Annotated in this window: 9 protein-coding genes and 1 other annotated feature; of the genes, 1 reads left to right on the top strand and 8 read right to left on the bottom strand. The window is 48.9% G+C overall.

The window, feature by feature from the left end:
• Positions 1 to 105 precede the first annotated feature (105 nt).
• The 4 genes from C7R94_RS04435 to C7R94_RS04420 form a co-directional block, all read right to left on the bottom strand.
• Positions 106 to 1,692, bottom strand: coding sequence for a M4 family metallopeptidase (locus tag C7R94_RS04435; protein ID WP_106778636.1), 1,587 nt, complete (start codon positions 1,690 to 1,692; stop codon positions 106 to 108).
• Between the two features lie 151 nt (positions 1,693 to 1,843).
• Positions 1,844 to 3,172, bottom strand: coding sequence for a helix-turn-helix domain-containing protein (locus tag C7R94_RS04430; RefSeq protein WP_233220478.1), 1,329 nt, complete (start codon positions 3,170 to 3,172; stop codon positions 1,844 to 1,846).
• A 42-nt stretch (positions 3,173 to 3,214) separates the two neighbouring features.
• On the bottom strand, positions 3,215 to 3,751 hold the full coding sequence (locus C7R94_RS04425) for an HXXEE domain-containing protein (RefSeq protein WP_106778635.1): 537 nt from the start codon (positions 3,749 to 3,751) through the stop codon (positions 3,215 to 3,217).
• Positions 3,752 to 3,766: 15 nt separating this feature from the next.
• Positions 3,767 to 4,357, bottom strand: a complete 591-nt coding sequence (locus C7R94_RS04420) for a TetR/AcrR family transcriptional regulator (RefSeq protein WP_106778634.1) — start codon at positions 4,355 to 4,357, stop codon at positions 3,767 to 3,769.
• A gap of 131 nt (positions 4,358 to 4,488) precedes the next feature.
• Positions 4,489 to 4,766, top strand: a binding site (T-box leader).
• Positions 4,767 to 4,870: 104 nt separating this feature from the next.
• On the opposite strand from C7R94_RS04420, the gene trpS reads away from it, so the two are divergent.
• A complete protein-coding gene (gene trpS / locus C7R94_RS04415) occupies positions 4,871 to 5,857 on the top strand; it encodes a tryptophan--tRNA ligase (RefSeq protein WP_047070564.1) in 987 nt (328 codons plus the stop codon).
• Between the two features lie 63 nt (positions 5,858 to 5,920).
• Here the strand turns inward: trpS and C7R94_RS04410 are convergent, their stop codons facing one another.
• From C7R94_RS04410 to C7R94_RS04395, 4 genes are all read right to left on the bottom strand, one after another.
• Complete coding sequence (locus C7R94_RS04410; protein ID WP_106778633.1) at positions 5,921 to 11,410, bottom strand: chitobiase/beta-hexosaminidase C-terminal domain-containing protein; 5,490 nt, start codon at positions 11,408 to 11,410, stop codon at positions 5,921 to 5,923.
• Between the two features lie 172 nt (positions 11,411 to 11,582).
• Positions 11,583 to 12,263 carry a queuosine precursor transporter gene (locus C7R94_RS04405; protein WP_047070562.1) on the bottom strand — a complete coding sequence of 227 codons (681 nt, stop codon included), beginning with the start codon at positions 12,261 to 12,263 and terminating at the stop codon, positions 11,583 to 11,585.
• Between the two features lie 69 nt (positions 12,264 to 12,332).
• A complete protein-coding gene (locus tag C7R94_RS04400; protein WP_233220477.1) occupies positions 12,333 to 12,944 on the bottom strand; it encodes a Crp/Fnr family transcriptional regulator in 612 nt (203 codons plus the stop codon).
• Between the two features lie 138 nt (positions 12,945 to 13,082).
• Entirely contained in the window at positions 13,083 to 13,610 is a 528-nt protein-coding gene (locus C7R94_RS04395; RefSeq protein ID WP_106778691.1) for an HPP family protein, read from the bottom strand.
• Positions 13,611 to 13,639 lie beyond the last annotated feature (29 nt).

The following is a 13,639-nucleotide window of genomic DNA, read 5'->3' as shown; positions in this document are numbered from 1 at the left end:
AGGTAAATTACCAATAACATACAAAAAATTGCCTTGCCCCACAATAGGAGCAAGACAATTTTTAATAGTATGACAAATATTTCGTGTCGCAAAATACTTTAGTGATTATTGCACACCAACTGCATCATACGCGTCTTTTACAGATTCTACTTGTTGGGAATTAGCACCGAAAAGAACTGTTGCGGATTGAATAGCTGCTTGTCGCATAGCGGAGAAATTAGAGTTTGGATTGAGGTAGTTTGTTAGAGCGTAGTAGTAGATTTTTGCTGTGTCATTGCGACCAATGCCTGTAACCGTTACACCGTGGTGTGAGCCACCCTCTGCGAGGAGATATGCCGCTTTGTTGTTGATACCGCTGTTCGTGTGTACGCCTCCGTTGTCATTTGGACCTGTATATCGATCGCTGTAGTGGTCAGGATCGCCAGCAATGGTTGGATCTTTGAGAGAGCGCAGTGCATCTCCAGGCGTTCCTGGCGTGTATACATCTTCACCCATGAGCCAATCATCGTTGTCAATCATTGCTCCAAAGATGTCAGAGATGGATTCATTTAACGCACCAGACTCGTTTTGATAGATCAGATTCGCTGTTTTTTCTGTCACGGCATGTGTTAATTCATGTGCGACAACATCCAAGCCAGCGGACAATGGGCGGAACACGCTTCCATCTCCATCCCCGTAAACCATTTGCACGCCGTTCCAGAATGCGTTGTTGTAGTTGGTACCGTAATGGACAGTGGAGATCAATTTCGCACCATTGTTATCGTAGCTGTTGCGGTTATGAGCGTTTTTGTAGTAATCGTAGGTTGCCTGTGCATAGGCATGCGCGTCAACAAGTGCTCCATCTGTCCACTTGTTATCGGTATCAGAGCCAAGAGTGCCTGGGAGGGTGTATCTGTTCCGTGCAGTGTACGTCTCAATTCCCTTGCCGCGAGTCGTATCTTTCGCTGTATAGTTGGTATTGCTTACTTTCGTTACTTCGAACGATTTGGAATCACCTAGTACCCCTGTGCCAGTCCCTGTAATCTCATGGAGCATATTGTATTTGTTAATTACGTCACCAGTGTTTGCATCGATGAAATACTTCCAACGGCCTGGCTGTGGATCGAGGAAATTCAGCTCCACTTCGTAAGCCAAATACGATTCATCTTCGTGGATGTAGATGTAGAGGTTCCCTTCTGGTTTCACCTCGAACTTCTCCACTTTTTCGTCAATTTCATCCTCCAAATCCTTGATAGCCTCTTTAACTGCTTTATCTGCCTTGAGTTTTGGTTTTTTCGTCAGCTTATCATTGTTTGACAGGTCAGGCGCGTAGTTCCCGAGGAATGCCGTTACATTTCCATCCTCGTTTACGTGAATCGTCTGCTGATAACCATAGACCGGGATACCCTCGTACATTTCTTGTACGCGATAGTGAGTCATGTCTGTCTCTTTGTCTGTCACTTCATCTAACACTTTAAAGTGATCTTTCACATCTCCATCAATGCGGAAGGACTCTTGATGTTGCTCCAGGAATCCCCAAACTTTGTCTTCGCCATCCAGATCTTCTGCTTCGAACTCTTCTCCGATAAATTCGGGGGTATCCCACTCAGCGCTATAGATGATGCTTTCGGATTCTGCCTGCGCAGCTAGCGGCAGGAATGTAGTGGTACCTAATGCGAAGCTGAGTGTTACTGCAAAAACCGATTTCTTCATACTTGTTAACTCCTCCTTGGTAATTACTGTTTTTTATGTAAATTCATAGTTGTTTACATCTCTTATTATTTGTCATAAATGTGAATTTGAGAACAATTTTTTAACGACAAAAAAATCATTTCCTGAAAGAAATGATTAATTGGTAAATTTATTACAATTGTGATTGCCATTCGATCCGATACACCTTTCGCGGTCTGCCCCGCGGGTGCGGATTTTCTTCTCTGATCACCTGCGCTAGTCCCTTAGACTCCAGTTCAATCAGGATTCGTCTGGCGCTCCGTGGCAAAATTTGTAAATATGAGGCTAATTCTGTCGCATGAATTTCCTGAGAACCTCGCTTTTTGAGTATGGAGTATAGCTTGGCGAGCGTCATGACACTGAGAGAAGTAAGCTGACTGAGCTCTTGCAGCTTTTCTGAGTCGTACCGATAGGTGATCTGTTCAGCACGACCAAGCGGCCCTACGACGCTTTTGTCATCAAAGAAGACCATCCAGTTGCCTGTCCCCCGCTCTTTGGCGTGCAGCAAAGCCGCGCCACCGTGGATTTCTGCTTCATAAGCAGTCTTGCCGATCCCGATTCCGCATGTCACCTGATCAGCGCGAATTCCAAACAGCTCTTCCAAATCCGGCATGGTCGCATAGTCACGGGTCACTTCTTGCAAATTCCCCCGCGTAGTAAAAATGACGTAGCGTCCGGGACCCGCTGTCTTCAATGAGCCTTGCAAATGCTTCGCGTAACGCAATAACTTTTCCATCGTCTTGATCTCGGCATTTTGCCATTCATCTGTAGAAAAATTGCCACCGGCAAGCTCGCGAAATGGGTCGATCTCCATCATCTGCACCGCAATTTGGGTGTCTTTGAAGTGAAGCATTTCGTGTGTTCGCAAAAGCATGTGAATAACCGAAATCACGCCTGCACGTGTCGGCACGACCCGATGTACAGGGACACCTCGCCGCATCAGCTCTACATCTGCTGTCCGCAAGCAGGTGACAGCCACCTTTGTCTTGCCTGCCTTCCAAAGCTGTTCGTGATAATCCGCCAGTTCATCGGCTGAGATTGCTCCCTCGTAATGCTTGAGCCATTTGTAGCCACCAGCAATGCCCGCTTCGTCCAGAAAATGCTCTAGTTCTTCTGGTGAAAATGTATCAAAGCTCACTTCCTCCACCCGGACTCCCATTTGATGGGACAGATGAAGCAAGGTTCTGTACAAGCTCGCGCCGAGATGAGGCACATAAGCCATCGGCACTTGAACCTTGCCTGACTCGCTCACCATGGCATAAGGGACCTGTCCGGAGAAAAGCCACATATCCACCTCATCCACATGCGGCAAGATCAGATCAAGGATTTCTTCTTCTTTCCAATAGACAATCGGCAAGTATTCAATTTCGGGAAACTCTCGCATGACTGATTCGATGATGGCAAGTGAATCATCCGCGCCTATTACGCCTAGTCGCAGCTTCAACAAAATTCCCTCTTTCACACCAATCTTTCCTACTAGGATAACATATTCCCGTTCTTTTTCTCATCGGGGAATCACTTTACCTGCTGCCTCCCCAATCCGGTGTGCCACGTACAAAACAGGTATGATCAACAAGCTGTACGGCAATGTGCTCCAGATCAACGGCCACGACACAAGCCCAGCCTCAAGCAATTGAGCATACGTATATAAACTATACGGCAAAACGAATGCCACAGCCGTCACCACACCAGGTGTGTACATGCGAAGGACAACGGTATGACCGACATGCATGAACACATGGAGAAACATTGCGTGCAGACAAACCAGGAAAAACGGAAGGTACGTTCCAGCCGAAAGCGTCGTGACAGTCAGGATGACAGCAGCCGATAAAACCGCGAAAATACAGGAGACTGCGACGGCAAATTGGGCCGTATTCATCGAAAGAGACGGCTCCAGCAGCTTCATAAGCCGTTCTGGCACAGTCCGTCTAATCATGTCTTTTTTGGCTCGTACCCACCCTTCCACCATCACGATCTCCTCGAAATCATGAAACATGAAAACGACTAAAAATAGCCAAATCATATGGGACAGCTCCAGCATACAAGCACCCACTCCCTATTCGTTTGCCTGCAAAATTCCGTATGCCAAAAAAGATACCGCGTCATCTGCAAGCTGCTCCGCTGTTTTCTCGCCAGTCAGCAGATACCGTGTCGTCATACGGTCTACGACTGCAATCATTGCCTCAGCCGCCACCTCCACAGACAACTCGACACGAACATGCCCAGCAGTCTGATTTTGTCGCAAGTTGACAGCAACAAGGGAAGCCAACTTACGATGCAGCTCTTCGCCCTCTTCTGCCTGATACAGCACGATCCGGGTCAGGTCAGGCTGCTCCTGAAAAAATCGGAACAAGGCGAGCAAGTTTTCCCGTACCTGATGGAAGACATCTGCCTTCGTCAAGGCGGTTACCTTTTGACCGCTGTCCGCCAATTCCCACAGCTTGGTGACGAATGTGTCCGTCAACTGCTGATACAGACCTTCCTTGCTGTCGAAATACTGGTAAAACGACGCCTGTGTCAGGCCTGCTGCTTTTACGATGTCACTCACCCGTGTACGATGAAAGCCTTTTGCCGCGAACTCAGAAGCTGCCGCCGCAAGTAACCGGCTGCGACTCAACTCTCCTTTTGACAATTTGTCATTGGTCATTTACTCACCTCAAAAGTAACTATTCAGTTATATAACTCTTGAGTTATTTTTACAGCTTTTGGATTTCCTTGTCAAGACATGCTTGCTTTTTTATTCCACTCTATGTAAAATGTTTGCTCAAAGGGTATCATTTGATGGCAATGAGGAAGAAGAGTAGTCATTTTGCGAGACTTCAGAGAGCTGATGGTTGGTGCGAATCAGTGTTAAGGAAATGATGAATGGGCTTCCGAGCTCCAAACCGAACCCGCTCACATGGCGGCAGTAGGCTTTGGCGTTACGTCCGTACGTTACAATGGACACCGTATCAAGCTGTCTTGCACAGAAACGGTACGGATCAAAGAGATTTTGCGTATGGATGATTCCTTGCGTGAAATAACAAGGGTGGCACCACGGTTCATTCGTCCCTGTCCAGGGCGGATGGACCTTTTTGTATTTTAAAGCGGATTTGAAAAGTCGACTTTTTGAACTAAACTTTTTAAACTCGCATCTAACATTGAAAGGAGCTGCTTTCCCATGAAAACCATCTTTTCCGGCATTCAACCGAGCGGCATTATGACACTCGGCAACTACTTGGGCGCGATGAAGCACTTCGTTCCGCTTCAAGATCAGTTCAACTGCTTTTACTGCATCGTAGATCAGCATGCGATCACCGTTCCACAGGAGCCTGCTGTCCTGCGCGAGAACATCCGTCGTCTCGCGGCTCTCTATTTGTCCGTCGGCCTCGATCCGAATAAAATGACGCTGTTCGTCCAATCGGAAGTACCGGCCCATGCCAAGCTCGGCTGGATCATGCTGTGTACCTCTTACTTGGGTGAATTGGAGCGCATGACCCAATTTAAGGACAAATCCGATGGACGCGGCGAATCCATTCCAGGCGGTCTGCTGGCTTATCCTCCATTGATGGCGGCTGATATTTTGCTGTACGGCACTGATTTCGTCCCTGTGGGCGAGGATCAGAAGCAGCATCTGGAGCTGACTCGAGATTTAGCTGCTCGCTTTAACAACCGTTATGGCGACATTTTCACCATTCCAGAGGTTCGCCTGCCGGAGACTGGCGCACGCATCATGTCCCTTGCTGAAGGTACCAAGAAAATGAGCAAATCCGATCCAAACCAAGGCGCCTTCATCTCCATGCTGGATGATGCAGACACCATCACGAAAAAAATCAAGCGCGCGCAAACGGATTCCGACAGCGTTGTGCGTTATGACAAAGCAGAAAAGCCTGCTGTCTCTAACCTCATGACCATCTACTCCCTCTGCTCTGGAAAAACGCTGGATGAGATTGAAGCGATGTACGAGGGCAAAGGCTACGGCGCATTCAAAACCGAGCTGGCAGAAGTTGTCGTCGAAACTCTCCGTCCGATTCAAGAACGCTTTGAGCAGCTGTTCCACTCCTCTGAGCTGGATGATATCCTGACTGCCGGGGCAGAAAAAGCGAATAAAGTCGCGAACGAGATGCTGTACAAAGTTGAAAAAGCGATGGGGATGGCACGTATCTAATCCATTTTCACAACAAAAAACGGGCTGGGAAGCTATCTCCCAACCCGTTTTCTTTACATTACATTAATTGCTCTTAACCGTGACAATTACCTTGGCAGTCTTGCCAGCGTAGCTGATCGTGATGGTCACTCTTGTTCTTGGTTCGGCATCATCCAAGACAAGAATACGCCCCGTCTCATCCACCTCTACCTGATCGGGCTTGCTGGATAAGAACTCGATACCCTCCGCTTCAGTAACGTCTTCTTCTGCGTCATTACCGAGAATCGCCTTCACCTTGAGCTGTGCTTCTTCTCCTTGGGCTAGTTTTAGAGATTTCGGCTCGATCTCGATCCCTTTCAAGGCAGTCTCACCGACGACATACGTGGCCGCCGTCGCAACTGTAAAGCTACCCAGATCGTCTTCCTTCGTCACCTGGATCGCTTTTCCCTTGAGTCCAGTAGCGGCTCTCCACATATTGCTCCGGTACGAATACGCTTGGAGCTTTTCGCTTGCGTCATCGGCGACAGGCAGACCAAGTGTAAAGCCTGTTTTGCCGAGATTTGTCACTTTTTTACCGTTGCTCCATACTTGCAATTGATACGCCTCGCCAGGGTTCGGCACACCTTTCCACCCGTTCCCATTTGCTTCCGTCAGAGCGAAGGCAAATTCTCTTGCACGCTGAGCTGAAAAATATGCGCTTGGCACCTCTACCCATGCTTCGCTGTCCAAGGTTACGCGAATGCCTACCTCTTTTTCCTTTAATTGTTCAACCAGCTCCTGTTCCAACGTCACCGTAGGATCAGCAGATTCTCCCTTGCGAGAACGCGTGTCGCTCGCATCATCATCGCCTTCTTTCACCTGCACAAAAAGCACAGGAGCAAAGCCGATCTTTTCTTTCACGGACTTGATTGCTTTCATGAATTCCCCGAGTATGTCCAGAAGCTCATCTACTTGTTCGTCATCTGCCTTGATCTCATCCCCATCTTCAATGACGACAGTGCCAAGCTTTTTCAAAAGCTCTTCTGCCAGTGTACGGACATGCTTGGCTACCTCTTTGGAAATATCCTTTTCATCGAGCGGCTCCAGTGCTGTTTTCGCCAAGCTCGTCAAGGAGGCAAGTGCCAGGCGGGCAATCTCTTCATCCTCGATGCCCTCTTCTGTAAGTGGGTCAAATGCTTTGTCTAAAAAGCTCTTCGTCACATCTTGGAGTATCTCTTCACCAATGGCTCCTCGGTCGGCCTGCTCGGCTACTGCCTCGAGTATAGTCTTGATCGTATCGGTCACAGTCTCCCATTTCTCAGTCGGCGTCCATCGCTCGGCATCCAGAAGTTTTTCCAGATGGCTGAGTACTTGATCCACTTGTCCCAAGATGGCGTTCTCGTCGTTGCTTGCAGAGATAACCTGAGCTGCTTGCTTGTTCAACTCTCGCTGCGAGTCCGGTGTCGGTGTTCTGTCCGGCGGTGTAACTGGCGGCGGTGACTCCGGCTTAGCTGGAACCTGCACAGTCAGTGCTTGGGTCATTGCTGTCGTTTGATCGGATGCTCGTGTGACCTCCAAAACCAGGTCTACATTCGTCTGGCGATACGGCGGCGTAATTTTGCCATCCAGCGCAATGACTGCTGGATCACTAGACGACTTGATCGCGATAGTAAAGCCTGTAGGTACTTCTGGCAGCTTCAACCGCGTCTCACCCGCTGCTGGCTGTGTGAGCTGCGTGATGCTTTCCGCTACTTCTTGTGCTGTTTTTTCCGGCGTGCCGCGATCCTTCAAGTCCAGCTGGACAAGGACAGGATTATGATCACTCACACGCCCTTCACTCTCAGTCAAGCCAGCGTTGATGTGAACGATATCAACCTTGGTGTCATCCTCCAAATGGTTGCTGACCAAAATTTGATCCAAGACTTGGGAGTTCCCTTGGTACACGTACGTATACTGCTCACCCTTCGGCAGTTTCTCCACCATATTGGTCAAAACGCCATCTGCCAATTCCTGCACTGGATTCGAAAACGGGAAATCGTTGAGATCACCCAGCACCACAACGTTTGCTTTTGCTTCCGCTTCATGAATATTTTTTACAAATTTATTCAATACACGAGCAATTTTCATCCGTTGGACTTCACTCACCAGCTGTGGTGGCTGATCTTTTCCAAACAGCGCTTGGTCTCCACCCTTGGAATTGAAATGGTTGGCGATGACAATGACAGGCTCACCCTGGAAAATAAATTCCGCTGCCAATGGCTTACGGCTCGAAGCAAACGCCTCGTTGGTCGGATCTACCCGTCCTGGATTGTGTGTTAAATGCGCTACACTATCTCGTGTCTCGATTTGCACCGCATCAGTCGCGCCTCCTGGCGTTCCTGCTGCCAGCTGTACCCGTTCTGGGTTGTAGAAGAAGCCAACACGGATGTTTCCTCCTGGCTGTCCGCCATCCTGATTGTTCTGTGGCGCGATATCCGTGTATCGGTAAGTCGGGCCGTTTTTGTTTTCAATCGCTTTGATCAATGCGTTCGCAGACTGTGTAGCATCTGTTTGCCCATTGTCCGTTGGGCCATTATCGTCCTGCATTTCCACCACACCGATAATATCCGGCGCCCTCATGTTGTCCACAATCGTCTCGGCGATGCGATTGATTTTGGCAGAATCGGTTTTTGCCGAGAAATTCTCGATGTTGTACGAAGCGATTGTCAGCTTATCTTCTTTTGGCGAAATACTTGTCACTGGCGGCTCATAATGGCTTGGCTGTACTGTAAATGATCGTGTATGGAACAGCTTGTAATTCGCGAAGCTGTAGTCAATGATGCCTACCAGCGGTCCGTCAAATTTGTCGCCGACTTTTACTTCTCCGGTAATCGATTCGAGTTTGTCCGATACCGTGATTCGTTCAGGGTGAAAATCATTGGCTTCGAGCACCACTCCGCCAGCGGGTGTACGCGGCTGACTCGGATGGGCTTGATCATCGATAACGACAAATTCCGTTGCGCGTGGATTGGTAAACGTCTTGGTTTCGCCAACCACGATTGGATTTTCGATTTGCACCAGCATACCTTCGAGGCTTTCCCAGAAGTCGATGCCGTCTTGGTCTGGATCGAATTTGCCCAGACTGTCGTTGTCGATAATTCCTTTCGGATATTCGTAGCTGTCTTTGCCCAGTATGAGTGGTTCTGGGAGTGTCTGGCCTGGCTTGACAACTGCGTACGAGGTCGCATCAATTTGCGTCTGGGTGAGGTCTGTGCCCGCCCTGTTCGATGGTACGTATTCCTTGACGGTGCCGCTAACGGTTACTTCATCTCCCGGTTTGACCGTTGCGTTTGGCTCGTATACGTATATCCCTTCGGAGGTAAATGGATCTGCGTCTGGAATCGGATCTTGCATATAAAAGCCTTGTACATTGCTTCCGTTTTTGACGATAGCCGTTACGATTCCCGGAACATTGGTCACCGTTCCATCCGCCATCGGTGAACGGTGCGAGGTTCCTTGAATGTCATGGATACGAATATTTTCCTTTTGAATCACGTAGCGGAACGTAGCTATATTACTGTCTGTATAGCCTTCTTTAACCGCTATGGCTAAAAGAGTCGTATCCGTGTCAATCTGGATTGGTCCCGTATACTTGATGCTTCCCCTAGTCGGCGTTGAGCCATCCGTCGTGTAGTAAATCACCGTATCTGCCATCGTCGTTGAGAGCGTTACTTTTGTTCCTTGTGTCACCATAGGGCCTGCGGGACTCGCTGTGACCATGGGGACTTTATTCTCGTCCTCTACGAGATCAGCAACAGTGCGCGGCACCAGCTTGTATACATTGCGGTCGTAGTTCACTACGCCCGTAATAGCTGCATAGCTCTTGTTCACTGGGAGCGGAAGAGTGGCGGCAGGACGAGACACAAACGTACCGTGCTGATCCTCCAGCGTGTAGTTGCCGCTTGATACCGATTTGACGGTAACCACCTTAACCGTCACCAGCTTGCCTTCCAAAGCCTCTCCTGTAGCAGCTGCAAAATCAGTGGAAGTCACCACTTGCGGGTTAGGCACACCTGCTTGCTTTTGCACGATTTCCACGTTATCAGTGAGCGCTTCGAGTTGAGCAAGTCCATAATAATCACTCATTTTTCCGGTAGCCCGGATCTTGTCTCCCACCTCAATTTTGCCAGTAAGCCCTGGCGCACGAAGTACGAGCCCCGCCGTATCGTCTTGGAAATAAACATTGTTTTGTCCGCCCGCTTCAAACATCGCCGTCACCGTTCCGCTGACAACCACGTTCGTTCCTACCGGGGTGTTTCTTGCCTCAGCAATCGTAGACGAACCCACTGCTGATTTGGTAACGCTTACTTCCGGGCTCTCAAACGACTTGCCATATTCCCCAGCTGTTTGCTGCGTTACGAGAATATGATCCAGCTGATCGATGTTTGGAATCGTAAAAGAAAATGACCCGTTTGCCTGTGCAGTTCCTGTTTCTTTGTTACTTAGCATCAGCGGTTGTTTTTGCGGATCGTATGCGCGCAGTATCGCATTCCCCGCTGCCGCTCCTGCTTCTCCTCGCAGTTCGCCCACACCGTTCAATACTTGCAGGCTGACTTTATCCTGGATCAAAGCTGAACTGGCTACCGCTGGTCTCAGCTCGATGCTCGCGCTCTCCTTCTTGCTTCCCTCCGTTGCCGTGAGATAAACTCCCTGCGCATTTGGATCGGGATTCGCAAAAGTCAGCTCGATGAATCCGGAAGCATCCGAATCTTGCTGGGCCAAAGGAGTGTCGCTACCTGTTCCTGTTGGCTGACTCGCATAAACCTTAATAGTCCGCCCTTGACCGACATAGCCGCGAATTATTGCTTGGATAGGATCCGTATAATCAAAAATAAGTTCTGTAGCGTTCAGCTTTTCTGTCACGTCTGTTGGGAGCGGCGGTTCTACTGGGCTTTGCGTGTTTTTGGGAGTAGGTGCCCCTGTGATAAAATCGTTGCGGTTGTTATTGGTATCCCAGCCATTCCCTCCGTTCGGCACAATGCCGCTGGCGTCGCTAATGCGTTGGGCGCTGGTCGTATTGGAGGGAGCTAGTGCTGGTGAGCTGCCCTCAGATGAATTGGCAGTACCAAAGCCGACCATATCCACGACACTTGCCTGGGATGTGACATCCGCCCCTGTTAACGGGACACCATCGCTAACCAGCGCAACCTTTCCATTCGACCCTGACAAGTTCAGAGTCCCGCTATCGTCAGGAGTTGGCAGTTCCCCCCCTGCTGTACCCGATGTTGCTAGCTGAACCAAATAGAAGCCGTACGGGGCTATGCTTCCTGTCAGCCCTGCCTTTTGCCAAGACGTTCCTGAAGCAGAAGCATACTGAACAGACCAGCCTCCAACCGAAACAGCCGTGTCTGTCGGGTTATACAGTTCAATGAAGTCATTCTTGTACAGGGCACCAGTGTTCCCCCCACCCCCATACACCTCACTGATCACCACATGATCAGCCCGTGCGGCTTTTGCCTGTGGCATCCACCCGGTAGGTAAAATAGTTCCCACCATGACTGCGGCTACTAGCGCCAGCTTCGGCCATCTGGAAGCACTCCCTCTTTTTTTCAACATTCTTGCATCATTCCTCCTCACATCATGTCGGAAGTAACTACTATAAGATGGTAAACGTATAACCTGAACCTTATGTAAATTTGATGTAAAGTTTGTATAATCCTTCTAAACATGGAAAAACAAAAACCGCCAAGCTCCATCGTCCTTGGCGGTTTTTCAGTGTTTTTGTCAATTAGCTTTCGTCTACTTTCATACTGCGTGCGATATATAGAACCGGCGTCGAGGCTGCCGATACAACAAACTTGATCAGGTAGGTAGTCAACAGGATTTGCCACCATACGTCCATCGGGAATTCTCCCAAAAAGGCAATCGTACAAAAGGTAACCGAGTCGAGCAACTGACTGAAGAGGGTGCTTCCATTATTGCGAATCCAGAGCTGATTTGGGCCCGGACATTTTTTCTTCAACCACGAATAGATTTTCACGTCGACAAATTGGCTGACAAAATACGCACACAAGCTACCTAATGCCACTCTTGGCATCAAGCCAAAAATCGTCTGCAAGGAGCCTTGGGCGATATCTGTTTCCTGTGGTTCAAACACCAGCACGAGCTGCATGATGATCGTTGCCGCAATTAAGGTAAAGAAACCGAACCATACAGCTTTTTTCGCTTCTCTTTCCCCATACTTCTCGTTCAATAGATCGCTTATCAAATAAATAGAAGCATAAATCGTATTGCCGAGCGTCATGACCAAGCCAAACATCTCGATTGTTTTGACCACCTGAATGTTGGCCAGCACGGTTGCCATCCCGATCCACGCGTACAGTCCCATTCTGCCGAAAAATCGGTAGCAGAGCAGGAACAGCCCGAAGTTCACCAGAGCAAAAAGCACTCCGATCCAAAAATTAAACATATAATTTCCTCCTAGTTTTGATAACGCGGGAGTTTACGAACCGCGGCCCGTTTTGAGCATTCAATCATTTTACTTGCATTCTCTTATTTTATCAACCATTCTCGATGCATGCACAGCAATCGACATGCGGGACACCAACACTATTCCCTCCTCGACCAAACCGGCTAATGCTAATGAAACCGTTTCTCTGGTCGCCCCCACCATGTTGGCAATCTCCTGATGGGAGAGAGAGACGGTCAATTTCCAAAACGGCTCTTCTGCTTTGCCAAATCGCTGACATAACTGAACCAACAGATGCAACACACGATCCCTAACCGATTCCAAAGCCAGCTTTTCCATCCGCTCCTCTTGTTCGCCCAATCTTTTTGACAACTGGAACATCATTTCTTTCAAGCTTGGCGGACATGCTTGCAGCATTTCTTCCGTCCGAGTCGCACTCCAATGAGTAAGGATCGTTTTTTGCATCGCTTCAATGTAGACAGCGCGTGACCCTAGCGCTATTTCCCCCATTTCGCCAAAAACAGCTCCAGGTCCCAGCAATCCCACGGTAAAGGACTTTCCATCCTCGTTCAGCCGAGAGAGACGCAGGAGTCCCTTTTGAATGAAGAAAATGCCCATTCGAGTGTCGGTCGGTGTCTGAAACACCGTTTTCTTGGCTAGAACAATTTGCTCACTCATCATATATCCCTCGCCATTTTAAATACCTAGTTACCTATACTTTTATGTATTTTGATTCATTTGTCAATTACTCGACACTCTTCCTCCAAAATGAAAAAATGACCACCTCATAAAAGGCGGCCATACTTTACCTAGATACTGCTATACCCAAAACACAGGATAAGCACGTTTCTTGTGCATGTTATTGACGAACAAAGCAATCAGCACAACAACTACTGCCCCTATGAGTACCGGAGACAATAAAAACTCCCACCCCTTGCCGTCCATGACAATGACTATCGGATTAGCACCCGCAGGAGGATGCGTCGTCTTCGTCACATGCATGGCGACAATCGCCAGACCGACACTAACTGCTACGACCCATAGCTGCGATCCGCCTATTTGATAGAGCAGCACGCCAACCAAGCTGGTGAAAAAATGGCCCCCGATGATATTGCGCGGCTGAGATAACGGCGAATCCCAGGCCACAAAAGCAAGCACACAGCTTGCTCCAAATGAAGCCATCAACCAGACAGCGGTGGTGAATTCCGTCAGCATTCCCAACACCCCTATCGTCACCAATCCGCCAAGGCCTCCAATCAAAGCGACCGAGCCAGATATTTTCAAAGGCGTTCTGCTTCTCCCCTTCATTTTGGCTACAAATTCCTTTATGCTCCATCCATCGCTCAACACAGCCACCTCCTACTCACATCGTAGCA

The organism is Brevibacillus sp. NRRL NRS-603 (assembly GCF_003013445.1).
Classification (GTDB): domain Bacteria; phylum Bacillota; class Bacilli; order Brevibacillales; family Brevibacillaceae; genus Brevibacillus; species Brevibacillus formosus.
Note: the sequence above shows the minus strand (reverse complement) of the source record. Positions and strands in the feature narration are given on the sequence as shown.

Excerpts from the sequence above, each read along its gene's own strand:
- C7R94_RS04435 (WP_106778636.1), bottom strand. The coding sequence starts at position 1,692 with ATGAAGAAATCGGTTTTTGCAGTAACACTCAGCTTCGCATTAGGTACC.
- C7R94_RS04425 (WP_106778635.1), bottom strand. The coding sequence starts at position 3,751 with ATGCTGGAGCTGTCCCATATGATTTGGCTATTTTTAGTCGTTTTCATG.
- C7R94_RS04420 (WP_106778634.1), bottom strand. The coding sequence starts at position 4,357 with ATGACCAATGACAAATTGTCAAAAGGAGAGTTGAGTCGCAGCCGGTTA.
- trpS (WP_047070564.1), top strand. The coding sequence starts at position 4,871 with ATGAAAACCATCTTTTCCGGCATTCAACCGAGCGGCATTATGACACTC.
- C7R94_RS04410 (WP_106778633.1), bottom strand. The coding sequence starts at position 11,410 with ATGTTGAAAAAAAGAGGGAGTGCTTCCAGATGGCCGAAGCTGGCGCTA.
- C7R94_RS04405 (WP_047070562.1), bottom strand. The coding sequence starts at position 12,263 with ATGTTTAATTTTTGGATCGGAGTGCTTTTTGCTCTGGTGAACTTCGGG.
- C7R94_RS04400 (WP_233220477.1), bottom strand. The coding sequence starts at position 12,944 with ATGATGAGTGAGCAAATTGTTCTAGCCAAGAAAACGGTGTTTCAGACA.